The organism is Blochmannia endosymbiont of Camponotus quercicola, from assembly GCF_059935335.1.
This window is the reverse complement of the sequence record NZ_CP011794.1, coordinates 309,041-335,708: the sequence shown is the minus strand read 5'-3', so window position 1 is coordinate 335,708 and position 26,668 is coordinate 309,041. Positions and strand designations below refer to the sequence as shown.

Below are 26,668 nucleotides of genomic sequence, written 5' to 3'. Positions count from 1 at the left end.
CAGTTTAAATTTCCTTTCTACGAGCGCACATCATTGATGCTTCACAAGCCATTTCTTCGTCTACTGTAGCTACTCCCTTAAAGCGCGCGATACCGCGTCTTTCTTTAACGAATTCAACATCAAGTATCATTTGATCACCAGGTTGTACTGGACGCTTGAATCGAGCTGCATCAATAGCAGCAAAATAATATAATTCACCCGGGGCTAATTTTCCTGTACTTTTGAAGGCTAATATACCTGTAGCTTGAGCCATAGCCTCTAAAATTAATACTCCAGGAAAAATAGGTTTCCCTGGAAAATGACCCTGAAAAAATGGTTCATTAAAAGAAACATTCTTTACCGCTCTTAAAAATTTTCCTTTTTCAAAATTTAGTACACGATCAACTAGCAAAAATGGAAATCGATGCGGTAATAGTTCTAAAACTTCCTCAATACGCAAAACACAAGTATTAGTAATCAAAATTTTCTATTCCTATTTAAGATAATAAGTCATTTTAATGACCTTTATCCTATTCATCCTAACAGGATAAAGGATAAACTGTCCTAATTATCTTAAAAATTATAGGCACAGTATTTTTTTTAATTTTTGCTCTATAGTTTTCATACGTTTATTTATACTACTAATTCGCGTGACCAATGCGGCAGTTTTCCACCATACTGTATTTGGTTGCACAGGAATACCTGATGAATAAATACCAGGTTTTGTTATTGGTTTAATTACCATCCCCATTCCCGTTACTGTGACTCTGTCACAAATATTTATGTGACCGTTAATCACACTGGCTCCACCTATCATACAATACTGACCAATAGTTAAACTACCTGCCATGATCACACCACCTGCTATTGCTGTGTGCTCTCCAATTGTGACATTATGTGCAATTTGGCACTGATTATCAATAATTACTCCATTTTCAATTTTAGTATCATCTAATGTTCCGCGATCAATAGTAGTACAAGCACCTATTTCAACATTATCTCCAATTTTTACTGTTCCTAAATGAGGAATTTTGGTCCAAACACCATGGTCATCAACATATCCAAATCCATCAGAACCAATTACAGTTCCAGATTGTATTAAACAGAATTCACCAATTTTTACTTCATGGTGTATAGTGACATTAGCCCATAAACGCGTACCTGTTCCAATTTTTGTTTTTTTTCCTATGAAGCTGCCAGGACCAATTATTACATCATCACCTAAAATTACTTCAGATTCTATAATTGCATTAGCACCAATTCCTACTCTTTGCCCTAATATCGCATCTGGAGCAATTATTGCTCCAGATGCGATATTTTTTTCTGGTTTAGGGGTAGTATCCATTAATCGCGCTGTTTTAACATACGCAACATAAGGATCTTTTACTACTAACGCAGCAGCCCCACAGAAAATTAAATTATTTTGGGATAGAATTACTGCTGAAGCATGACAAGAACTTAGTTGTTTTAAAAATCTCTGGTCTTTTAAAAAAGTAACATGTCCTATTCGCGCGCTATTTATAGAAGCAACACCAGTAATGATAATATTTCCATCGCCATATAATTTAGCATCTAACTGCTGTGCTAAATCAGCTAGCCGCATCGCGCTCATAACTTATCCAACTTGTTTCATTACAGAGTTGGTAATATCCATAATATGAGCGCTGTGATATACTATGGCATTGGCGTCAATTATTATGTCGTAATTTTCTCTTTTAGCGACACTTGCTACCGCATTGTGAATTATATTAAGAATTTTATCTCTTTCTTCTGTTTGACGTGAATGATTCTCTTGTTGAAATTCTTTAGCTTTATTAGAAAAAATCTCACGTTGACTTATGAGTGATTTTTCTAGTTCACTGCGTTCGATTGCTTTCATGGTAGCGCCATCTTGTTGCAATGTTTGTATTTTCATTTGTAGATCATGCTCCATATTTTCTAATTCACTAGCACGATCTTTAAATTCATATTCAAGTTGTTTAATTATTTTTGCGCGTTCTGAAGATTGTTGAAAGATATTGGAAATATTAACTATCGCAATTTTATCCATGGCATCGACAGGGTTGACTTGTATTAACCACATAACTAAGCTCAATATATATGTCCACTTTTTCACTGTAAACCTCTTAATTTAATAAAATGTATTATTTCGATAAGATATTTATTATTCCTGTAAGCATCTAAACTTACCATGTTTTTCCAATACTAAATTGGAATGGTTCTTCTACATCTCCAAGATATTTTTTTATTAATTTCGAATAAGAAAAAATCACTGGTCCAATCGGAGATATCCATTTCAATGCTACACCACTAGATATACGAACATTAGTGGGAACACTATAATCTACAATACCAGCTACTCGTGTCGCTTCAGTATTTTTCCAAAAAGTATCCCATACAGTGCCCGTGTCTAAGAAAAGAGAAATACGTGCAGCATCAGAATATTGTGTTTTCAAATATGTAATAGGAATGATTAACTCGGTTTTAAAAAGAGTTATCGCATTTCCACCAACAGAATATTGAGAGTTTTTTATTGCACATTCAGCATAATCTTGGTTAGAATAATTACAACGATAATAAGCAGCTTTTGGTCCTACGCTATTTAATCTAAATCCACGTATTGTTCCGATACCGCCGGCGTAGAAATTATCATAAAAAGGACTTTCTTTTTTATGTATGCTTCCAGAATAACCGGCATATATGGAGCTCATTAGGATCCAATTATAATGTTGATCCAAAGGTATGTAACTGATACCATTAACTACAATTTTGTAATATTGATTATTAGATCCGGGCAGTGTCAATGTACCTGACACATTAGCATGTACGCCATGTGTAGGAAAAAAAGCATGATTCGAGTTATCAAAGGTCCATCCTGAAACTAATAGAAAATCATTCGCACGAAAATCAATAGCGTTATCAAAAAATTTATTATTAATCAACATTTTTGAATACATACTCTTAGATTCTAGATAACGCCATATCGCCACTTGAGGGACGATTTTACTTAAATAATTAGATACATAATTTAATCCTATATTGAACGTATTATACTCAATAAGTGGATATATATAATTAATATTCATGCCATAATTTTTCAGATTATAATCTGAAAAACTCGTATTATTAGTATTTAAGTCATTAAAAAACACTTTTCCACCTATGCTAACATTATTGATACCACAGTAGGGTTTTATAGCTGATATTTCAGCATAAGTTTGATAATGATTTCTAGTACTAATAATAGATATAGAATTTCCGGAACCTAACACATTCTCCTGATTCATTCCGAATTGCAAATTTATACCACTTTCTGTTCCAAATCCAACGCTCAAATTTAAATTGCCAGTATTGCGTTCTTCAACATTATAAACAATATCAATTTGGTTTAAAGTATCTGATACGTGCTCAATTTGAGCGTTTACAGTTTTAAAATAACAAAGACGTTTAAGTCGGTCTTGATCCTGAATAACACGGATATAATCTAATTGCATTTGTTCTAGTTGATGTATTTCTCTTCGCATTACTTCATCTTTAGTAATATTATTGCCTTCAAATCGTATTTCACGTACATAAAAATGACGTCCTATATCAACATATACATATAATTTTACTGTTTTATTCGTATCATTCATATCAGATTTTATTGATATGACCGGTTGAATATAGCCATTCTTGCTCAACATATATCGTATGTTGTATTCTATTTCTCGAATTTTGTCATTACTATATAATTCTCCAGGAGAAATTTTAACGCATTCCTTAATGTTAGGGAAATAATCTAATACATTCCCATAGAATGCTACAGAATCAAATGCATATTGCATGCCTTCAGTAATATATAAAGAGAGATAAATATATTTTTTATCTGATGTTAAATCAATTTGCGTTTCATTAATATGAAACTTAGCGTAACCACGGTTTAAATAAAAACTACGCAATTTATCTAAATCGTGGAATAATTTTTGTTGTTGATATTGTTGATGAGACAATATATTTCCCCATAAAATTTTTCTATGTAATTTACATTGTGATAATAATTGTTTTGTATGAAATGCATGATTACCAAAAATATTAATTCGTTGTACTTTGGTGGTTTTACCTTCAATAAATATTATTTCCAAATTAACACGATTTCTTGATAACGGCGTAACTACAATATTAATTATAGCTGTGAATTTACCAAAGTTATGGTATAAATTCTCCAATTCTCGTTTTACTTCAAAAATAGAACATTCATTAAATGGTTCACCTGACTTTATTTTTTTTATATTTAATGCGTGTTTTATTTCATCTTCTTTAATTGTTTTATTTCCATGAAAACTAATATTATCAATCACTGGGCGTTCTTTTACCTGAATTATAATAGTCCCTTTCTCATCACTAGATATTGTGATATCTTCAAAATGTCCTGTAGAAAATAACATTTTAATACTATTCGCAATATCCTCATCATTAATAACGGCTCCAATTTGCAACGGTAAATTAAACAGTACTGTATCTACAGAAATTCTTTTTAATCCATCAAAAAAAATTTTGTTTATGATGGTATCATCGCTGTGTGCCATATCGCTAATTATCAATAAGAATGCTATAAATATTCTTTTCATCTCATCGTTATTATTTTAAACTTTTCAGTTGAATTTCATTGTTAATTACCATAGTCTAGATATATCGTTGAAAAGCGTTAAGCACATTATTAACGTCAACATGATAGATCCAATGATATAACCAACACTCTGTATTTCTTTGGATATTGATTTTCCTTTTATTTTTTCTATCATAAGAAAAAACAGGTGCCCCCCATCTAATATTGGAAAAGGTAATAAATTAACAATTCCTAAATTAATACTTATTAAAGATAAAAACATGAGATAGTAAATTACCCCAGATTGAGCTGATTCACCCGCTCCTTGCGCTATTGCAATTGGCCCACCAAGATGAGTCATCCTAATATCTCCGGTAATCAATTTAAATAATGTGTTAGTTGTCAGACATATTAATTTCCAAGTTTTTTCGCAAGCTTTTAGTATAGATGGATATAATCCATATTGACGGATTACATGATGTTCTGTTGGGATACAAACAATCTGAGGTGCAACACCTATGATTCCTTCCACCTTATCGGAATGAATTAAATATTTTTTATTTGGTGTTAAATTTAAATTTAGTATTTTATTATTTCGTTCTACAGTGATTTTAAACGTTTTTTCTGGATTATTTTTAATAGTTTTAACAAATGACTCCCAATTATGTAATAATTGATCGTCAATTGAAATTATTTTATCTCCAATTTTAAAACCAGCTCGTTGTGCAGCAGAATTGGCTTTAATTTCTGATAATATTAACGATACATGTGCGTTAAAAGGAATGATACCCAATGCTATTATAGGATCTTTATTATTAACAGATTGATTAAACCAGTTATGAGATAAATTAATAGTATAAGTTTTTATACATGCGCTATTTATTGGCATTGCAGAAATAATAATTTTTTCTTTACCTATGTTATTAACAATTTCCCAGCGTACTGTATCCCAATCATGGGTTGGAATATTGTTAATTGATTTAATTTCCATGCCAGATGGTATATTTGATTGAGCAATAATAGAATTAGGTATAATGGAATGGATTATTGGTTTGTGAATAGGCACGCCTATCATAAAAACTAACGCATATGATACAATAGAAAAAATAAAATTAAAAATAGGCCCCGAGATGACAATAACACTTTTTTTCCAAATACATTTACTCTCAAATGAACTATTATGTTCTTGATTACAAGATATTATTTGTTCTCGAGTATTAAATAATTTAATGTATCCACCAAAAAGAATCGCGGAAATCACATATTCAGTATCATGTGTATCACGCCAACTCCACAAAACAGGACCGAATCCTATAGAAAACCGCTCCACTTTTACTTTTAAAAAACGTGCTGCTACAAAATGTCCGCATTCATGCACTGTAATGAGTATTCCTAACGCAAAGATAAATGCAGCTAAATTCCAAAGAAAATGTAATGACATGATTTTTATGAATTCTCTATTCTTTCATAATAATAATATTAATATAGACTTAATAATAGTAGGCAAGCAAAAATAGGTACTGCAGCAACTAAGCTATCTATTCGATCTAAGATGCCTCCATGCCCAGGGATTAAACTTCCACTATCCTTAATACCAGCTTCTCGCTTAAACATACTTTCAGTTAAATCTCCTATTATAGAAGCTATAATTGCGATTACAGAATAAATAAATATAACGAATGGATTTATCATGTGTATTGGTATATACTTGCTGAATAGCCATGAAATTCCTGTTGAAATCAATATACCCCCAATAAATCCTTCCCAAGTTTTTCTAGGAGATACATTTTTTAATAATTTACGTCGACCTAATGTTTTACCGATGATATATGCGCTCGAATCATTAACCCAAATTAATGCCACAATGTATAGTAAACACCACGCACCAATGATGTTATCGTTGATGTGATGAAACTGACGCAACGTTAATATCCCCCAAAAAAATGGTAAAATTATTAATATTCCAAAAAAAAACGCAATATATTAGACTTTTTCCAGAAAATAGCAGAATCAGGATAAGATAATATTAACAAACATGCTAATATCCACCATGTTATACTAACGCTACCGAAAACATACCAAAAAATATGCCAATTATTGTAATATAAATAGCTTTGTGATGTAACAATCATCATTGTAATACACAATAACCCAAATATAACGCATATCCACATTCGGTGCATATAAGTGGGAAAATGCATTATTTTCCCCCATTCCCATGCACTAATTAAACAAACGATAAATACAAAAATTGAAAACTGTATGATAGGCAATAAAAATAACATAAAAATGGTAATAGGAATCAAAATAAACACACTAATTAAACGATTTCTTAACACATATTTTCTCCTAATTTGCGTATTTTATTGAAATTAAATAGATGCAGCGCTACTATTCCCAAATCGGCGCTCTCGTTTTATAAAAGTATTTAGTGCGTTTTTAAATATAACATCATTAAAATCAGGCCATAATACATCTGTAAAAAATAATTCAGCATACGCTATTTGCCAAAGCAAAAAATTACTGATACGATGCTCTCCTCCCGTTCGGATAACCAAATCTACTGGAGCTAATTCATTCATACACACGCATTTACATAAAGCATCTTCATCAATTTGGTTAGGGCTTAATGTTCCTTTCTGTACTTGCGTGGCAAGTTGTTTGACTCCTTGGATAATATCCCATCTTCCTCCATAATTTGCAGCAATATTAAGCGTAAGTCCATTATTATTGGAAGTTAATTTTTCAGAACGGCGTATATTTTTTTGTAATTCCATAGAAAATCGATTAATATCCCCGATAATTCTTAGTTTAATATTATACTTGTGTAGTGTATCTATTTCATTATTTAGCGCATGAGAAAACAACTGCATCAAGGAATCAATCTCTTTATCAGGACGTTTCCAGTTTTCACTGCTAAATGCATATAAAGTTAACGCATCAAATCTGTAATTAACAGCGAAATGAACAGCACGTCGAACCGCGTTAAATCCAGCTTGATGTCCAACAATACGTAGCTTCCCTCGTGTTTTTGCCCAACGACCATTACCGTCCATAATAATAGCAACATGGCGTGGTAATAAGTTAGATGAAAAAGTGCTAAGATCTTGATTATGTTGAAATAATATCACACTTATTTATTTTCCAAATTAAATACCTGTATGTTAAGCAAAAAATATTATTTATAATAATTAATACTGTAATTATAAATTAATTAGTTTTTTCTTATAAATTTGATACTATACATGTAACAATGTGATAATTTCTTAAAGGTAACACTATATATATATTAGATAACACATATAGATATTGCTTTATCACGAGCTTTTTGGTCAATACGTAAAATATCTTCTACATCATCAGGGTCATCTAAATTTATTTCATCAAGTACACGACTAATGACATCAGGAATTTCGGTGAAAGAAATCATTCTATGTAAAAACGCTTCTACAGCAACTTCATTTGCCGCGTTTAAAACAATAGTTGCTGCTTGACTACAATTATCAGCGTCTATTGCTAATTGTAAACACGGATAATTTCGACTATCCAATTGATCAAAATGTAATTTATTCAGACAATGTACGTTTATATCAGATAAGATTTTCAATCCAATTCTATCAGGATAAGCCATTGCGTGCGCAATAGGAATTCTCATGTCTGGAGACGCTAAATGCGCTAACATATTTCCATCTTTGTAGTATACCATACCATGGACCATAGACTGAGGATGTAATAAAAGTTCTATCTCATTAGGTGCAGCATTAAATAAATGACGCGCCTCAATATATTCTAATCCTTTATTCATCATGGTAGCAGAATCCACTGATATCTTACGGCCCAAGGACCAATTAGGATGCACACAAGCTTGCTCTGGTGTCATTGCAGTTAATTTTTTTTGTGGTATTTTTAAGAAAATTCCTCCAGATGCTGTTAATACAATACGAGATATCCCGCATTCAGATAAAGAAACATGTCCCAAATTTTTCTGACATGTTATTGGTAAATTTTGAAAAATTGCGTTATGTTCACTGTCTATAGGCAGTATACGGGAACGATATCGTTTGGCTTCGTTCATAAATAATTTTCCACAAGTAACTAAAGTTTCTTTATTTGCCAGCAATATTTTTTTACCAGCACGTAATGCAGAAAAAGTAGGTTTTAATCCAGCAATTCCAACTATAGCAGACATCACCATATCGACATCATCGATTGCTGCTAATTCACAGGCATTTATTACTCCAGATAATACTTCAATATCATATTTTCCAGCTGTTATTAGATTTTTTTTCAATACTCGTGCGGAATATTCACACATCATACAAGCATATTTGGGGTGCATAGTGACGCACTGTTCTGTCATTGCGGAGACATTATTTTTAGCAACTAATGAATGTACAAAAAACTTATCGGGGTGTTGTCGTATTACAGAAAGGGTAGCTTTCCCAATAGTTCCAGTGCTACCTAGAATTGTCACGGATTGCATATGTATAAATCAAATTACTCGCTTAGTTATAGAAATTAAAATTTTGTTGTTTATTGTTAATACGTATATGGATAACATCTATCATGTATATAATTTAATATTCAAAATCTCATTAATTCTGATTCTTTTTCCATTAAAATAATATCAATTTCTTTAATCCAAATATTAGTTAATTTTTGAATTTCATTTTGAAAAAAATGCTCTTCATCTTCACTAATATCTTTGTTTTTAAGTAAAATTTTAGTTTTATCGTTGGCAACACGACGTATATTTCTCACGGCTATTTTACTTTTTTCTGATTCAGCGCGTACCATTTTTATTAAGGTATGACGCCGTTCTTCAGTTAATGAAGGTAAAGTAACTCGAATAATATTTCCATAAGAAACAGGAATTAATCCTAAATCAGACATAAAAATAGCTTTTTCTGTTGATTTGATCATTTGATGATCAAATACTGTAATAGCTAACGTACGCGGATTTTCCACTACAGCATTCGCTAATTGAGACAATGGAGTTGATATTCCATAGTAATCTACTCGAATATTATTTAATATATTTGGAGAAACACGTCCTATATGAATACTATTGATACTCATTTTAAAGTTTTCAATACATTTTTTCATATGTATTTCTGAATCTCTATAAATATTGTTCGTTTTATTAATCACATCATATACCCCTGCTGGTGTTGTTAAATTAAAAAATCAATTTATATAAGTTTATGCATTCATTTTAAGCTTGGAATTTTTTTTAAATTATTTAGTTATTAAAGTCCCTTCTTTATATCCCATTATTATTCTTTTTAATGCTCCAAGTTTATTGATATTAAATATGCGTATTGGTAAATTATGTTCTCGTGCTAACGTAAATGCTGTTAAATCCATAACTTTTAGCTCACGCTCTAATACATCCTGATAACTTAATTGTTCATATAGTGTAGCGTCAGGATGTTGGATTGGATCAGTAGAAAATACACCATCTACTTTAGTTGCTTTAAGTACTACATCTGCTTTGATTTCAATACCACGTAAACAAGCTGCAGAATCAGTAGTAAATAAAGGGTTTCCGGTTCCAGCTGCAAAAATCACTACCCAATTATTAGATAGTAAATTAATAGCTTTTATCCAATTATAATTATCGCATACCCCATTGAGTGGAATAGCTGACATCAAACGGGAATGAACATAAGCGCGATGCAATGCGCTCCTCATAGCTAATCCGTTCATTATAGTAGCTAACATACCTATATGGTCTCCTACTATACGGTTCATACCGGCTTTCACTAATCCAGCGCCACGAAATAAATTGCCACCTCCCATGACTATGCCTATCTGAATGCCTATGTTAACTAATTCTTTAACTTCTATAACCATTCGATTTAATACAGTGGCATCGATTCCAAAACCTTCAGCGCCTTGTAGAGCTTCTCCACTCATTTTAAGTACGATACGCCGATAAATTGGTTTCGTGTAAGTTACCATTAATTATATTCCTCACAAAAAATGGCATAAACAGAAGCAAATACTAACTTAAGCTAAAATATGAAAGTACAATATGCATGTCAATAACTATTCCAATTTAACCAGTATAATTAGTACGGTTTTATTGTTAAAGGATTGAATGTAATTAATATATCACTCAAAAAAACCATGATGATCTGTGTGAAGTGAGTAACGACCATATTAATAATATAAAACATTAATTCACATATCTTCACCTAGTTCAAAACGAACAAAATTATTAATTCTAACGTGATGCTCAGTGAATAATTGTTCCACTGTTTTATTAACGTCCATTATGAAGTTTTGTTTTGTTAATACAATATCATTTATAAATCTATTCATGCGCCCTTCGATTATTTTTTCTGCAATTTTATATGATTTTCCAGATCTCATGGCAATTTCCATTTGAACACGATTTTCACGAATCACTATGTCTTCCGGAATATCATCTACGTTGATATACTTAGGGTTTCTAGCTGCAATATGCATAGCAATATGTTTTATTAAATCTGTAGTTACATGTTCATTAGCAGTCACTATTACACCAATTTTTGATCTATGTACATAACATCCTAAAAAATCGCCCGTTAATGCAATGAATCTGCGAATATTTATGTTTTCCCCGACTTTTGCGATTAAATTAGAACGTTGTTCTTCAAATCTAGTTTTTAATATATCAATATTGCTAATTTCTTCGTTTAATGCTGTAATAGTAACAGTTTTAGCGAACTCTTGAAAAGTACTATCTTTAGCTACAAAATCAGTTTCACAATTTATTTCTATCATGATGCCGTATTGTCTGTTGGATGTAATTTCTACCACGATTAGACCTGACGATGTTGTGCGTCCAGATTTTATGTGAGCAGTTTTTAGACCAGATTTTCTCATGTTATTTATAGCTAATTCAAGATCTCCATTAGCTTTAATTAAAGCTTGTTTACATTCTACAACACCAATGCTAGTACGTTTACGTAATTCTTTAATTAAATCATTATTAATATTAATCATTTTTTCTTTCATAATAATATCGTCGTATTAAGAATATATATATAAGGAATATAATTTCCACATGTTTAACTATTAATACAATTTATATGTAGCATTAATTATGCTGATTACTAAATGCAATTCATATTCATTGTATTAGATATTATATTTAAATATAAATTGATTGCACGTACAGCATCATCGTTTCCTGGAATAACGAAATCTATTCCGTCTGGGTTAGAGTTGGTATCAACTATTGCAAAGACCGGAATCCCTAAACTATTTGCCTCTTTTATGGCAATATGTTCATGTGTTGCTCCAACGGCAAAAATTGCATCTGGAAGTCCACCCATGTTTTTGATACCTCCTAAACTATTTTCTAGATTAATCAGTTCTCGATTCAAGATCAATGCTTCTTTTTTAGTTAATTTCTTAAAGGTACCATCTTGAGATTGAGTTTCTAAATCTTTTAGACGTTTTATAGATTGACGTACTGTTTTCCAATTAGTTAACATCCCACCTAACCAACGGTTATTAACAAAAAATTGATTACAGGCCAATGCTGTTTTTTTTACGGCTTCACTAGCTGCGCGTTTGGTGCCTACAAATAAAATTTTTCCCTTTAGTGAAGCAATTTTATTGAGTTCAATTAAAGCTTTTTTAAACATTAAGATAGTTGTTTCCAAGTCAATAATATGTATTTTGTTTCGAACACCAAAAATAAAAGGTTTCATTTTAGGATTCCAATAACGAGTTTGGTGACCAAAATGAACACCAGCTTGAAGCATATCTCGCATAGAAAGTTTTTCCATTATACACCTCGATTGATTGTTAAATAAATTACTTATAATATTAATAGTTATCGATATCTAAATATAGATAGATTATATAATACATGTTATAATAATTTCGATGAATTAAGCACGAAGAATAGTTTCTACAATAAACTAAAATAAAGAAATAATTAACATATATTTGCAAATAAAATATGCCTATTTACTAACGATACGTATAGATACAAAATTAATGTTCATGTAATTTGTTTCAATTAAACGTAAACATTATGTATGCGTCCATTAAAAAATTATAATATATTATGAAGATTATTATTAAAACACTTACAGATATAGAAAAAATGCGCATTGCTGGAAAACTAGCTGCAGAAGTGTTAGAAATGATTGAATCTTATGTGAAACCTGGAATTAGTACTGGAGAAATAGATACCATCTGTCACAATTATATTACGCAAACGCAACATGCTGTTTCTGCCCCTCTTGGTTATCATGGATTTCCTAAGTCTATTTGCACCTCAATTAACGATGTAGTGTGTCATGGTATTCCAAACAATGCACATAAATTGAAAGAAGGCGATATTATAAATATCGACATCACAGTAATTAAAGACGGATTATATGCCGACACTTCTAAAATGTTCATCGTTGGTCAATCAACAAAGTTAGGGCATCGATTATGTAATATTACTCAAGAAAGTCTTTATTTGGCAATGCGTATGATTAGGCCAGGGATTCGTTTGAGAAAAATAGGTCAATCTATTCAAACATTTGTTGAAGAACAGAATTTTTCAGTAGTAAGAGAATATTGCGGCCACGGCATTGGGAAATTTTTTCATGAGGCTCCCCATGTATTACACTATGATACTGATGATGAAGGAGTTATATTGCAATCCGGGATGACACTAACAATAGAACCTATGATAAACGCAGGTACTCGCCATATTTATACTGATAATGACGGATGGACGGTAAGAACAAAAGATCATAATTTATCTGCTCAATACGAACACACTATTGCGGTTACAAAAAATGGGTGCGAAGTATTAACGCTACGTTCTGATGAATCCTTCCCATCAATTATTTGCCACTGCCATTAATAGTATTTTTTTTACACTAATGCAAATATTTACGTAAATATTTGCATTAGTGTAAAAAAAAATTGTAGTGTTCATCGTTTTAGAACAAACACATTAAAATATCTATTCCTTAACAAAATGCATTACTAATACACATATTCTCATATACATAAACTAATATGATAAAACATTAAAATCTAACACTTAACTATTGGTATGTACTTGCCTTTCAAATATGAATAAATTCTATTTTTAGGACATCAATATTGTCCTTTATCTAGATTGTCACTTTATAACACGAAGATACAATCATCAGTCATAGAATTTTATGATGTAAATTTACTTAAATAAAAAAGTATTTTAAAATTAATAAAAAACAAAATCTTAAATAAACTATATAATTATGGATACAAAACACATGAATCAGCTACAAACAATAATAGAAAGTGCTTTTGAAAAAAAGGAATATATTTCACAAAACAACGTTGATTCTACTATAAATAACGCCATTCAAGAGGTTATGGATAAGTTAGATAACGGGACATTACGTATATCAGAAAAAATTAATAACACATGGGTTACTCACCAATGGCTAAAAAAAGCAATTATGCTTTCATTTTATACTATGGATAATCAATTGATAACTTGGGGAAATGCTCGTTTTTTTGACAAATTTCCTATGAAATTTTCCGGATGGGATGCCACACGTTTTAAAAATAAAAAATTGCGGATCATTCCACCAGCTACCATACGTTATGGGGCTTATATTGCTGATAATACAGTAATTATGCCTTCCTACATAAATATTGGTGCTTATATTGATGTAGGAACAATGATCGATACTTGGGCTACAGTTGGGTCTTGCGCACAAATTGGAAAATATGTGCATTTATCTGGAGGCGTTGGAATTGGAGGAGTCTTAGAGCCCATTCAAACTAATCCAACCATCATTGAAGATAATTGTTTTGTTGGATCTCGTTCTGAAATTGTAGAAGGCGTGATCGTTGAAAAAGGTTCTGTGATTTCCATGGGAGTATTTATAGGTCAAAGCACTAAAATATATGATCGGGATAGCGGGAATATCTACTATGGGCGTATACCGGCTGGTTCAGTTGTAATTCCTGGAAGTCTGCCATCTAAAGATGGTCGTATTAACACTTACTGCGCGGTAATAGTAAAAAAAGTCGATTCTAAAACGAAAAATAAAGTTAAGATAAATGATTTATTACGCGACATATAAAACATTTTTTACTTATTTAAAGTCTTTATTATTCTATAGGATGTTTTATTGTGTCATTTTTAATATTATTATAAATATCATTGATGTTTGTACTTCAGAATAATTTTATTCTTATTCATTAAATTTATATGTATAAATTTAATGAATAATAGTTAATCCATAAATAATAGATAAAGAGATATTTCTTTTATTACCAAGAATAATTAGCTAGTTATTTTATAAGTAAATAATATTTAGTTCTATTATCGCATCATTTTATATATTATTAAAGAGAAAACTATAACGTATAGTTTTTAATAAAAAAATTTATAAATTTGCATGTTTTTGATTGGATATAAACAATAGCCATAATGTACAACTTAAACGTTTTAGAATTACCTTTGTATGGTATTAGTTTAATTGAAGCTTCAGCGGGAACTGGTAAGACATATACTCTTATAATAATTTATCTTAGATTATTGTTATGTTTGGGGAATAAATCAGATTTTTCTCGTCCTTTAACTGTCAAAGAAATCCTCGTAGTGACTTTTACTAAATCTGCAACACAAGAGCTGCGTTATCGTATAAGAGAAAATATCCATCAATTTCGATTAGATTGCATACGTGGATATAGTAATAATTTTTTATTTTCTAAATTGTTATTACAAATAAATAATATAGATCTAGCCATACATCAGTTATTTGAAGCAGAAAAAAAAATAAATCAAGCATCTATATTCACCATTCATAGTTTTTGTCAAAATATTTTAAACCATAATACAATTGAATTGAACATGCTATTTGATATAAATATTATTGAGAATGAAACAACATTATACCAACAAGTGTGTACTGATTTTTGGAGAAGAAACTTTTATTCACTTCCATTGAATATAATCAGCTTAATTCAAGAATATTGGAAAGATCCAAGTGCACTTTTAAATGATATCCTTCCTTATATATGTGGACCTAAGCTTAGTATTGATTATTTCGATACGCATGAAGAAAAAAAAAATATCGTAACTTATTATGAAAAAATTATTAATTATATTAATAATATTAAAAAACAGTGGTATGAAAATAAATGTAATATAATTACTACCATACATTCTTATGACATTAATCGCAGAATATATAATGAAAAAAACTTAACACGTTGGATAGATAGAATTAATCAATGGGTTAATCAGCCAACAATTGATCATACTACACCTAATGATCTAAAACGTTTTAGAACAACAGAATTAAAGATATACAACGATCAAAACTCTGGAGATATGTATGCCTTATTCAATTCGATAGAAAAATTACATTACCAATTATTATCATTTAAAACATTAATATTTGATATCACAATAAATGAAGTACGTAAAAATTTAAGCAGCACTCAACACTTAAGATCAGAAATCACTTTTAATGACCTTGTTGATGTGCTAGCTTATAATTTAACTGAAGATAAAAAAAATAGACTAGCTAGTATTATACGAACATATTATCCAGTAACGATTATTGATGAATTTCAAGATACAGATGAGCAGCAATTTAAAATTTTTCACGCACTCTATAATAATTATTCAGAAAATGGTCTTATTTTAATAGGAGATCCCAAGCAATCAATTTATGCCTTTCGTGGCGCTGATATATTTGCATATATGAAAATACGCCGAACAATACGCAATAAATATAACCTTAATATTAATTGGCGTTCTTCATCAGGTATAGTTAATGCTATTAACCAATTGTTTCAGTTGGTCTCTAATCCATTCATTTTTAAAGACATTCCTTTCATTCCTTCAATAGCTGCCAAAAAAAACAATATGTATCGTTTTTTGATAAATAATAAATTACAAACAGCTATGTGTTTTTGGTTACATCCTGATGATATCGTTACAATAGATGACTATAAAAAAGCAATGGCAAAAGAGTGTGCTAATATTTTATATAATTTATTATATGAAATACGTAATGGGACCGCTTGGTTAGAAGATGAAAAACATAAAAGAAAATTAGAAACATCAGATATAACTATATTAGTACGAAATCATGAAGAAGCGGCACTTATTAGTTCTGCTTTATCCAAAGTAAATATATCAACAGCGTTTTTATCTAATTATAAAAATATTTTTGAAACAACAGAATCTTATGAATTATCGTTACTATTACAAGCAATCTTATTTCCAGAGCGCCGTACAATTTGTACTGCCTTAACAACTGTTTTCTTTGGATTAAATGCCGCTGATATTGCATGTATTAATAATAATGAATGTGAATGGGAACAAACACTTGAAGAATTTTATGAATATTATTCTGTGTGGAAAAAACAAGGTGTGTACCTGATGATACAAAAAATAATTTTTTATTATAAAACACCAGAAAAGTTATTATCTGTACAAACAGGTAAAAATAGTTTAATAAATATTTTACATTTAGCTGAATTATTGCAAAATACTTCAAGACAGTTACAAGATGAGCATGCGCTCATGGAATGGCTAATATTCAAGATAACACAACCCAAAAACAAAAGAATATCCGATCAAACTGTACGATTGGGCAATGACCATCAATTAATAAAAATTAGCACAATACATAAATCTAAAGGATTAGAATTTCCATTAATATTTTTACCATTTGTAGCGGATTTTAATTATAAAAAAAATCCTTTTTTTCATAATAGGAAATCATATAAAACTCATTTAAACTTTAATACATCGGAATCAAATTTAATATTGTCATATGAAGAACGTTTATCAGAAGATTTAAGACTATTATATGTAGCAATAACCCGTAGTATTTATCATTGCTCTATAGGCATTGGACCAGTGGTACGCCGCCGATATAAAAATAAATCTAATACCAACAACGATGTACATCACAGCGCCCTAGGATATTTAATCCAAAACAAAGCTTCTGGAAATGCTGAAACATTAAGGAAACACTTGAAAAAACTCATCATTGATTCAAATGGTGATATTTCTTTTCATATTATTTCACAAACACAGAAGCTGCTTTGTCCTGAACCATCCATTACACCCGATCAGTGCTTATTTGCAAGAAAATGGAAGAAAAGAGCGGCAAATATTATTCCGTGGAGTATAACAAGTTTTAGTGCGCTAAAACATACGAATATAATAACATGTTTGGATTGGAGGAAACGATTAAACATTAATGAAGATATTCAGTGTCAAGAAAGTGATGTTCCATTAACATCGCATACTTTTCCTAAAGGAAAAGTATGCGGAAATTTTTTTCACAGTATCTTTCAAGTTTTAGATTTTAGAAAACTTGTAGATATGAAATGGTTATATCTACACATGGCAAAATATAATATTGATCCTATTTGGGGATTTGTCATTCGAGAGTGGATATATATAGTACTCAATACACCGCTTAATAAGGATAATTTAACTCTTGCTCAGATAATACCTAAAAATAAGAAAACTGAGCTTCAATTTTATTTACCTATTGATACTCATTTAACGTCACAAGAATTAGATCATTTATGTAAAAAATATGATCCTTTGTCATATAAATCTTCATCACTTACTTTTTTAGATATAAAAGGAATGCTACAAGGATTTATTGATTTAGTCTTTCGTTGGAATCAACAGTATTATTTGTTAGACTATAAAACTAATTGGCTAGGAAAAAATAATGATGCTTATGTTTATTCCAAAATGACACAAGAAATGATTCAACATCGTTATGAATTGCAATATCAACTTTATACCTTAGCATTACATCGGTTTTTACGTAATAGACTCGTATCTTATAATTATGAGAAAGACTTCGGAGGAGTGTATTATTTATTTATACGAGGCATGGATGGAACACCAGTCAGTAATGGTATTTATTTCTTTCGTCCATCATCGATATTTATTAATAAATTAGACAATTTATTTTCTAAACAATAACAACACATTTAAATGAAATAGCACAAACGTGATGTAATATGTTAAAGATTAACATGCCTGTTTATTATAAAAAAATAAAACAAAATAAACTATATAATTATGATAAAGTAAATTGTTTATCTTTGATTGGTGTACACATAAGTTATCGTAATAAAATTTAAATAATCAATGATCACTTATTTTTAACTAAAAGTTATGCAGTGTGTTTTATTTTTTTGATACATAATATAATATTTATAATTGTAAAATAGTAAGTACCATGAAAGATGTTGTCAAAAAAATGATAAAATTAGGACTGTGGCATTCATTAGACATACAATTTGCCGATGTGTTGACTCTGCCCATTTCTGATGATCATCGATATCACAAAAAAGAAGCATTAATTTTAGCTAGCGCAACCCTAAGTGCTAACGTTAGATCAGGCCATATTTGTTTGCCTTTATGCTTGCTTACTCCCGATAGATTATTCCAAGGACACTATCCTGAATTAACGTATACGGTATGCAAAAAAATAGGACACATGTCGATAGCCGATTGGCAAGAATTATTACTTTCTTGTCCTGCAGTCAGCAATGGATCACGGATCGCTCCGTTGGTGTTAGAAGACGAGCGTTTGTATTTACATCACATGTGGAAAGATGAATGCGTAGTTGCGCAATTTTTTAGTTGTAAACATCAATCAAATGTTTTTCAAAAAGAAAAAATAATTTATGCATTAAATCAATTATTTCCTACAATTTGTACAGAAATTGATTGGCAAAAAATAGCTACTGCTATCGGAATCACACATCAAAGAGCATTAATTTCTGGGGGGCCTGGGACTGGAAAAACATCGATTATAGCTAAAATAATAGCAGCACTGTTATTATGTAGTGACAATAGTAACTTAAACATCAAGATAACTGCTCCAACGGGAAAAGCTGCAGCTCTCTTAACTGAATCTTTCAAAACAACAATAAGTAATATCCCACAATTAGAAAAGAGTTTCTTATGCAATTTACCAGAAAAAGCAACTACTTTACATAATTTACTAGGAACACGATTACATAGAAAAAACATCCAACACCATTATTTAAATCCTATACATTTAGATCTCCTGGTCATTGATGAAGCTTCTATGGTCAGTCTATCTATGCTAGCTCAATTGGTTTTAATGCTTTCGCCCCAAACAAAAGTTATTTTTTTTGGTGATCAATATCAATTATGTTCGGTAGAACCTGGATCTGTATTTAAAGATGTATGCCGCTTTGCTAACTTTCATTATTCTCGTAAACGTTACCAAGAACTTATAGATCTTACAGGTTACATATTACCTATGTTATGTCCTTCTGAATCATCTCCTACACAGGATAATTATAATAGTATTATTGACGGCACATGTATACTCAAGAAAAATTATCGATTTCATGAAAATTCAGGGATTAACCAACTAGCTGGTGCTATAAATTCAGGAGATTATAATCGTGTATTATCATTATTAAATTCAAACGCATACAAGGATTTATGTTATATCTACTTTACAACAAAAGAAAGCTATATAACTATGATTGTTAATTGTGCGATAGTATATTCAAACTATTTACAAAAATTACAACACACTAAAATAGTGACAACAAATATTTTAAAAATTTTCAATCATTATCGAATATTATGTGCATTACGCGATGGACCATTTGGAGTGATAAAACTTAATTATTATATTGAGCAAATATTAAGTGAACAAGGACTGATACAATTACATAATTCTGGTGACTATATAGGTAGGCCTATTATCATACTACGCAACAAACCATCATTAGGATTATATAATGGGGATGTTGGGGTGTTGTTGTTGAATGATCAAAACAAACTGTCTGCGCACTTTCTGTTACCAGAAAGTGGTATAAAAGTTGTACAAATCTATCAATTGCCAGAATATGAAACTTGTTTCGCTATGACTATACATAAAGCACAAGGATCTGAGTTTCAAGATATCGCAATAGTATTACCTAATAAACATATACCAATACTAACACGAGAATTATTATATACTGCTGTCACTAGAGCTCGTCGATATATTTCTTTATATGCAACAGATCATGTAATAATACGTAGTGTTAATCTACTCACACAACGTTACAGCGGATTATATGATAAAATAAAAAAATTATATAATATCACGTAATTTAATAAACTAAAGTTTTTTATATTTTATATTTACAGTATCTCAATATAGTTTTAAGTTGTTATATATTAACTTAATTTTTTTTAATTAATTTAAATATTAATTATTTCTAAAATTAAATATTTTGAATTATTGTATTATCCTGTATTTCATTACAGGAAAAAGGTAATGTTCTGCAGTATCAATAATTTTTGTAATATTTTCTTCGCTTAAATCAAATGAGATAAGCTTGCGTAAATATGGGTCATGACTTTCTCTGCAAAAGGAATATTTAGTACCCTGCCAAACTTGTATTAATTTTTGGCATGCTTCTTTTCGACAAGACAAATTGGAAGATATCGTTCTAGTATTCCAGTCAAATACGTGATTCATCCAAGCCCCTCCAGACTGATATAATAACAGTACTGGCGTATTTACACCAGTACTGTAACCTAATATTAAAACTAATAATAACTGTTTTGCGTGAAGTTTTGATAAATTAGGAAAATGCCATATATCATTAATGCCAAATAATCGACTATCACCTTTTCCACCCATAGAACAGTATGTTATATGTTCTAACCATAATAAAAATACATCTTTCATGGAAAGATGTTGAGGTTTCCAACGTATTAATCCATTTTCTTGAACTATAGTTAATTGTCCGATTAGTTTAATCTCGTTAAATGTTAAAGAAATATCTAAATTATGTTTTTCAATACAATGATATGTTTTTATTTGATTTGCTAATATTGTCATTTTTTTTTGTTGTTTAATCCAATATAACTTTCCAAATACACCATAAGGCAAAATTCCAGAAGCACATGTACTATAATACAATTCATCAGTATTTTTATTATGGATTAAGTAATCAATCAATTTTATATTTAGCTCATAATGATTTAATCCATCTACAAAAAAAGGTTCATCATTCGATAATCTTAATATATTTTGATCAAAATACACACTTAAACGTTTTTGAAACCACATTCGCACTGGATGGCGATAAAAATTATATAAATCCTGAAATGTTATTGTTTTTATAGGCCAATAAGTAAGCGCAGTATTGAAATTTGGATAGATTGGTAAAACATTATTCGCATGAATATTTATTTTAGGCAACCATTCTTCGGAAAAACTTTGTGTATTACTACTACTACTACTAAGACTAAAATTTTCATGAGAAAAAGGAAACGGATGATGCCATTGGCATAAATGCTGACGTATATATTCTATGTTAATACCTATTTCCACATTTTTATGTTTTTTTAAATAAAAATTTAAAGCAATATATTCAAAAAGTTCACCAATTAATACGGAAGGATAATGCATGATATTGTCATAAATCGAGCGTCCAATAAAACTAACATATATCCGTTCCTGAGCTAACAAAAATGCTAGTAAAAATGAATAACAATCTCTTTCGTGTATATTGTCATCATTTTTACGTGGATTTTTAACCATTAAATTAAAGTCTGGCGATATTTTATTGCGAGGAAAATTATTATCATTCATACCCAAAAAACACACTACTTTGTAAGGAATACAGAAAATTGGAGTAATATTACAAAAATTAATTACATTCGGTAGAAATCGGTACACTATAGTATCTTGAGTTAATCTATGACATAATGTATCGCGTAACGCTTTTATACTTATAGTTTGAGTGTATTCTGATTGTACACCCGACTCTAATATGTCTCTGCAACAATTTTTTAAGAAAAATAAAACTTTACCGTTTTCTGAATCTAAATAATCACAATAAAAAAAATCATCAATTATTTCTTTAAAATAAGGTATCCATTCTGCCAATGTATAAGAGCAACTCAATCGGTCTCTCCATTTTTTTAATGTTTTTAGAAATTCCCCTAATTGACCGATAATATTAATATGTTCTCCGCTCATCATATCATCGTCATATGGTAGGATTTTCTCCCAAGTATCATGTTTATTTTTTATAGCATAACCTATTAGCATTCGAGTTAATCCAAAATTCCAGGTATTTTGATCAGTAATAGGTAAATTAAAGTTACGCATAGTGACGTTATCTAGACCCCATCTAATACCAGATTTAATGGTCCATTGACGTAATAATTTCACTGCTTCTTTGTTCATTTGGAATCGAGAGGCAATAGATGGTACTGTTAATAATGATAAAATTTCTTCAGAAGTAAATCGACTATATGGTATGTTAAGTATATTAATAAAAGCTGATATAATCGGATGTGTGTTTTTTTTACAGTTATCTACTGTAATATTAAAGGGTAAATACCGACCTTGTGTATTGTTGAATATAGTTTGAATAGCTGATGTATAGCAATGTATATCAGGGGTCATAACTATGATATCTCCTGGGGATAACAATGGATCATCCATCATCATGGATAACAAATTGTCATGTAATACCTCTACTTCTCGTTGAATGCTATGACAAACATGACAGGCAATTGATCTATCTTCTGAGGCTAATACACGTCGTTGATTATTTTTGAATGGTGCAGTATTATACTGAGTTTTCACATTTATTGTGAGATCATAATATTCTAAAATGTTTTTTTGTATAATATGAAGTAAAGAATCTTGTTGAGGAATGATAAACGATTTTAGTTCAATTTTATCTTTTAATTGAGCAAACAAAGGTAAAGTGTTGCGTGCGACATCACCCCATGAATTTAATAAAGGATGATTTATATTAGTATGATTATTATTATAACCAGCAAGATAAGTAGAAATATATGAAGATGAACATAATGATGATATATTCTTATTATATGATTGATTTTCTTGTTGTGTTACAACATGCGAATCTTGATCAGGCACATGAATTAAGTCATTATAACAAGGATTTATAAACCATAAATAAATGTCAATGTGATAACTTAATAATTTCAATATATTCCAATGTATAGGAGGTATAGATGTCATGCCTAGAATAAATATTCTACTTGGCAGGTCACAGTTTATATTCTGAGTATTTTTGAGAAAATAAATACAACGTTGCAAAGGATTTACATTGTTATTTAGTTCTGGTTTATTACATCGTATCTTTTCCAAAAAGATGCGCCATATTTTTGATTGCCAGATTTGATGCGGGTCATCTAAATAATTTATTATTTTATTAGATTGCCAACTATTCAACCAATCTGGACGATATATTAAGTATTGAGTAAATAAATTAGCAAGTTGTTCTGAAAATTGGCCTATCTTTTGTTGATTGGTATCATTATTTAAATATTTTTTTATGATAGAGCAATTTTCTAATGTCTGTGTTTGAGATAATATTTCCATAAATTTCCAATACATAATAGAATGAGAAAAATTATTCATAACAGAATTGTTAGATTCCATTTTATTAGAAATATATTGTATAAAATACGATATAGTCATAAATTTAATGTTACATACAATGCCAAAATAATTTGCTAATTCAATTTTTATCCACTGATCTATAATACCATGTTCTGTTAATATTATTTCAGATTGCATTGGATCAGTCAGTGACTTATCCGACATAATACTGATTAACAGTTTTTTGAATGAATTTGCCTGATTGGAATGATAAATAGTAAACATTAATTTAATAAACTATTTAGATAAATAAGATATATTCTTTATTAATTGAATATACGTATAGGTTGATATCGTATAGATTTTAAATTGTATTTATTATAATTTAAACAGAAGTATATATTCTAAGTATACAATATCACTGATTTATAAACACAAACATACTTTATACCATCTATAATTACAAATTCAAAAACTTCATTAGATGATATATTTCGATACATAAAAAAATAAATAATCGCTATTTTAATTGAAAATTAAAATAGTCTATATAACAGAGTTATTATATTAACATTTAAAAAATATGGATAATTATTTATAAGCAATATATAATATGATTATTCCTAATATAATCATAGGACATGATAAAATTTGCCCCATGGTAGCTATGTTATTGATTAATCCCAAATGATTATCAGGTTGACGAAAAAATTCTGCTATAATACGAAACAAACCATAACAAATAAGAAATAACCCAGACACGCTACCCACAGGATGTGGTTTTTGAATGAACTTACTTATAATGATAAATAATATTACTCCTTCTAAAAACATTTCATATAGTTGAGATGGATGACGAGGCAATGCACCATAATTATCAAATAATGGCTGCCATTTAGGATGATCTAGTAGTATTGATAAATCTTGATACACGGCATTAGGAAACAGCACGGCCCAAGGTGTATCAATGGCTATTCGACCCCATAATTCTCCGTTTATAAAATTTCCTAACCTGCCAAGACCTAATCCAAACGGCACTGCTGGAACGATTAAATCTGATGTTTGAAAAAAAGACTGATGTTTTTTATAAACAAACCATTTAATCGATATAATTACACCAATTAAACCTCCATGAAAAGACATACCTCCTTCCCATATATTAAAAACCCACAGTAAATTTTTGGAAAAAAAAGACCACTGATAAAATAATACATACCCAATACGCCCGCCTAATAAAACGCCAAGAAAACACAAACATAATAAATACTCTAAATCTTTATGAGTCCATAAAATCTTATCGGAATGACGTATACGATATGATAATGACCACATAGCATACATAAATCCTAATGCATACATCATTCCATACCAATGTAATGAGATAGGCCCGATTTTAAAAATTACCGGATTACATGCATGATAATAAATATATTGCATAATTTATGTATTACTTGGACATATAGGTATTATTATAATTAGTTATCAACTGAAGTATTGTACTATATTAATTACTCTGTTTAAATCAAACGTTGATATATCAGCGATATTCACAGTAATATCTCCAGTCACAAAGTTACTGGATTTTTCAATTAAATATATTTAACGTTATCTTTATTTCTTAAGAGATGATAACATCGATTACGATGTTATCATCTCAACAAATTCTTGCATAACTTTTCTATACACATTTCTTTTAAAAAACACAACTCGACGTATAGGATACCATAAACTCACCCATTTCCAACTATCAAATGTATAATCTCCATTGCTTCTCATGTTAATTCGTGTATCTTTAGATAAAAGCTTTAATAAAAACCACTTTTGTTTTTGCCCAAAACAAATCGGTCTAATTTTCCAACGAACTAATTGTTTAGGCAACCTATAACGCATCCAGCATTGTGTTGAAGACAAAACACGCACATCTTGATAATTCAATCCTATTTCTTCAAACAGCTCCCTATACATGGCTTGTTCAGGAGTTTCTCCAATGTTAATTCCACCTTGAGGGAATTGCCAGCAATAATGTTGCTTACATTTTCTAGCCCATAGTACTTGTTGACGAGTATTACACAACACAATCCCTACATTTAATCGGTAACCGTCATTGTCAATCACCAGATTTCCTCGGTTTTATTGAAATATTTCATTAAATTTTTAAATATTCATAATAGATATAATTATTTCAGTACAGTTTATACAAAACATAATTAATACTATAAATTACTACGATAATATAAACACACGTTGTATGCTATATTATAATCACATTGAATTCAAGGATTTTTATCCTCATCTTATTTACTTAATTTAATGACTTCCATAGAAATAATCAATTCAAATTTAATTATAATTGTATTATGTCTAGAGTTTAAAATAAATATTGTTAAAGTATTTTATCAAAATTTATAGGTACAATATTATTGTATGAAACCATTATTAAATAATGATTAATCTAGATTTAAATTTAAAACCTAAAAATATATTTTGATTGGTATCGTTCAACTCATAGTTACGTATTTTTTTATTTATAGGAACATACAATAAAAAATTATCAGTAAATAAAACTAAACGACAAGATTAGTAATCTTGTAATATCTATCTAATTTAATTAAAATTTTAAGATATTAAATGTAAGTCATTTTTAATAAATAATTTATACGATAGCATATTTATGCGTTTAAGTAACGCTTAATAAGTT

General features: G+C 29.8%; 18 protein-coding genes and 1 pseudogene. 4 read left to right on the top strand and 15 right to left on the bottom strand.

Annotated elements, in window-relative coordinates:
• Window positions 1–4: 4 nt before the first annotated feature.
• From fabZ to rpsB, 12 genes and pseudogenes are all read right to left on the bottom strand, one after another.
• The gene (fabZ, locus tag CBquer539_RS01455) at window positions 5–460 is read right to left on the bottom strand and encodes a 3-hydroxyacyl-ACP dehydratase FabZ (RefSeq protein ID WP_500836686.1); all 456 of its coding nucleotides are present in this window, start codon (window positions 458–460) and stop codon (window positions 5–7) included.
• Window positions 461–559: 99 nt separating this feature from the next.
• Window positions 560–1,591, bottom strand: coding sequence for a UDP-3-O-(3-hydroxymyristoyl)glucosamine N-acyltransferase (gene lpxD / locus CBquer539_RS01450; RefSeq protein WP_500836685.1), 1,032 nt, complete (start codon window positions 1,589–1,591; stop codon window positions 560–562).
• Between the two features lie 3 nt (window positions 1,592–1,594).
• Window positions 1,595–2,095, bottom strand: coding sequence for an OmpH family outer membrane protein (locus tag CBquer539_RS01445; protein ID WP_500836684.1), 501 nt, complete (start codon window positions 2,093–2,095; stop codon window positions 1,595–1,597).
• Window positions 2,096–2,165: 70 nt separating this feature from the next.
• Entirely contained in the window at window positions 2,166–4,547 is a 2,382-nt protein-coding gene (bamA, locus tag CBquer539_RS01440; RefSeq protein WP_500836683.1) for an outer membrane protein assembly factor BamA, read from the bottom strand.
• An 87-nt stretch (window positions 4,548–4,634) separates the two neighbouring features.
• Window positions 4,635–6,008, bottom strand: a complete 1,374-nt coding sequence (gene rseP, locus CBquer539_RS01435) for a sigma E protease regulator RseP (RefSeq protein ID WP_500836682.1) — start codon at window positions 6,006–6,008, stop codon at window positions 4,635–4,637.
• A 38-nt stretch (window positions 6,009–6,046) separates the two neighbouring features.
• Window positions 6,047–6,906, bottom strand: a pseudogene (locus CBquer539_RS01430) (phosphatidate cytidylyltransferase).
• 33 nt (window positions 6,907–6,939) lie between these two features.
• Entirely contained in the window at window positions 6,940–7,698 is a 759-nt protein-coding gene (uppS, locus tag CBquer539_RS01425) for a polyprenyl diphosphate synthase (RefSeq protein WP_500836681.1), read from the bottom strand.
• Window positions 7,699–7,856: 158 nt separating this feature from the next.
• Window positions 7,857–9,050, bottom strand: coding sequence for a 1-deoxy-D-xylulose-5-phosphate reductoisomerase (gene ispC, locus CBquer539_RS01420; protein ID WP_500836680.1), 1,194 nt, complete (start codon window positions 9,048–9,050; stop codon window positions 7,857–7,859).
• Between the two features lie 101 nt (window positions 9,051–9,151).
• The gene (gene frr, locus CBquer539_RS01415; protein WP_500836679.1) at window positions 9,152–9,718 is read right to left on the bottom strand and encodes a ribosome recycling factor; all 567 of its coding nucleotides are present in this window, start codon (window positions 9,716–9,718) and stop codon (window positions 9,152–9,154) included.
• Between the two features lie 87 nt (window positions 9,719–9,805).
• Window positions 9,806–10,531: a UMP kinase gene (gene pyrH, locus CBquer539_RS01410; protein ID WP_500836678.1), complete on the bottom strand. Its 726-nt coding sequence runs from the start codon at window positions 10,529–10,531 to the stop codon at window positions 9,806–9,808.
• Between the two features lie 222 nt (window positions 10,532–10,753).
• Window positions 10,754–11,560 carry a translation elongation factor Ts gene (gene tsf, locus CBquer539_RS01405; RefSeq protein WP_500836677.1) on the bottom strand — a complete coding sequence of 269 codons (807 nt, stop codon included), beginning with the start codon at window positions 11,558–11,560 and terminating at the stop codon, window positions 10,754–10,756.
• 110 nt (window positions 11,561–11,670) lie between these two features.
• A complete protein-coding gene (gene rpsB / locus CBquer539_RS01400; protein ID WP_500836676.1) occupies window positions 11,671–12,351 on the bottom strand; it encodes a 30S ribosomal protein S2 in 681 nt (226 codons plus the stop codon).
• A 284-nt stretch (window positions 12,352–12,635) separates the two neighbouring features.
• Between rpsB and map the strand changes: the two genes are divergently transcribed.
• The 4 genes from map to recD all read left to right on the top strand — a co-directional run bounded on the left by map (window position 12,636) and on the right by recD (window position 20,703).
• Window positions 12,636–13,430, top strand: coding sequence for a type I methionyl aminopeptidase (gene map, locus CBquer539_RS01395; protein ID WP_500836675.1), 795 nt, complete (start codon window positions 12,636–12,638; stop codon window positions 13,428–13,430).
• A 397-nt stretch (window positions 13,431–13,827) separates the two neighbouring features.
• Complete coding sequence (gene dapD / locus CBquer539_RS01390; RefSeq protein WP_500836674.1) at window positions 13,828–14,649, top strand: 2,3,4,5-tetrahydropyridine-2,6-dicarboxylate N-succinyltransferase; 822 nt, start codon at window positions 13,828–13,830, stop codon at window positions 14,647–14,649.
• Between the two features lie 350 nt (window positions 14,650–14,999).
• A complete protein-coding gene (gene recB / locus CBquer539_RS01385; RefSeq protein ID WP_500836673.1) occupies window positions 15,000–18,539 on the top strand; it encodes an exodeoxyribonuclease V subunit beta in 3,540 nt (1,179 codons plus the stop codon).
• Window positions 18,540–18,798: 259 nt separating this feature from the next.
• A complete protein-coding gene (gene recD / locus CBquer539_RS01380) occupies window positions 18,799–20,703 on the top strand; it encodes an exodeoxyribonuclease V subunit alpha (RefSeq protein ID WP_500836672.1) in 1,905 nt (634 codons plus the stop codon).
• 129 nt (window positions 20,704–20,832) lie between these two features.
• Here the strand turns inward: recD and recC are convergent, their stop codons facing one another.
• The 3 genes from recC to rppH form a co-directional block, all read right to left on the bottom strand.
• Window positions 20,833–24,255, bottom strand: a complete 3,423-nt coding sequence (recC, locus tag CBquer539_RS01375) for an exodeoxyribonuclease V subunit gamma (RefSeq protein WP_500836671.1) — start codon at window positions 24,253–24,255, stop codon at window positions 20,833–20,835.
• Between the two features lie 306 nt (window positions 24,256–24,561).
• Window positions 24,562–25,407 carry a prolipoprotein diacylglyceryl transferase gene (gene lgt, locus CBquer539_RS01370; protein WP_500836670.1) on the bottom strand — a complete coding sequence of 282 codons (846 nt, stop codon included), beginning with the start codon at window positions 25,405–25,407 and terminating at the stop codon, window positions 24,562–24,564.
• A gap of 201 nt (window positions 25,408–25,608) precedes the next feature.
• Window positions 25,609–26,085 carry an RNA pyrophosphohydrolase gene (rppH, locus tag CBquer539_RS01365; RefSeq protein WP_500836669.1) on the bottom strand — a complete coding sequence of 159 codons (477 nt, stop codon included), beginning with the start codon at window positions 26,083–26,085 and terminating at the stop codon, window positions 25,609–25,611.
• Window positions 26,086–26,668 lie beyond the last annotated feature (583 nt).

What these genes read in the sequence shown, in the direction of transcription:
- tsf (WP_500836677.1), bottom strand. Translation starts at nt 11,560, where the DNA reads ATGATTAATATTAATAATGATTTAATTAAAGAATTACGTAAACGTACT.
- map (WP_500836675.1), top strand. Translation starts at nt 12,636, where the DNA reads ATGAAGATTATTATTAAAACACTTACAGATATAGAAAAAATGCGCATT.
- bamA (WP_500836683.1), bottom strand. Translation starts at nt 4,547, where the DNA reads ATGGCACACAGCGATGATACCATCATAAACAAAATTTTTTTTGATGGA.
- pyrH (WP_500836678.1), bottom strand. Translation starts at nt 10,531, where the DNA reads ATGGTAACTTACACGAAACCAATTTATCGGCGTATCGTACTTAAAATG.
- lgt (WP_500836670.1), bottom strand. Translation starts at nt 25,407, where the DNA reads ATGCAATATATTTATTATCATGCATGTAATCCGGTAATTTTTAAAATC.
- dapD (WP_500836674.1), top strand. Translation starts at nt 13,828, where the DNA reads ATGAATCAGCTACAAACAATAATAGAAAGTGCTTTTGAAAAAAAGGAA.
- ispC (WP_500836680.1), bottom strand. Translation starts at nt 9,050, where the DNA reads ATGCAATCCGTGACAATTCTAGGTAGCACTGGAACTATTGGGAAAGCT.
- rseP (WP_500836682.1), bottom strand. Translation starts at nt 6,008, where the DNA reads ATGTCATTACATTTTCTTTGGAATTTAGCTGCATTTATCTTTGCGTTA.
- lpxD (WP_500836685.1), bottom strand. Translation starts at nt 1,591, where the DNA reads ATGAGCGCGATGCGGCTAGCTGATTTAGCACAGCAGTTAGATGCTAAA.
- recB (WP_500836673.1), top strand. Translation starts at nt 15,000, where the DNA reads ATGTACAACTTAAACGTTTTAGAATTACCTTTGTATGGTATTAGTTTA.
- recC (WP_500836671.1), bottom strand. Translation starts at nt 24,255, where the DNA reads ATGTTTACTATTTATCATTCCAATCAGGCAAATTCATTCAAAAAACTG.
- rpsB (WP_500836676.1), bottom strand. Translation starts at nt 12,351, where the DNA reads ATGGAAAAACTTTCTATGCGAGATATGCTTCAAGCTGGTGTTCATTTT.
- recD (WP_500836672.1), top strand. Translation starts at nt 18,799, where the DNA reads ATGAAAGATGTTGTCAAAAAAATGATAAAATTAGGACTGTGGCATTCA.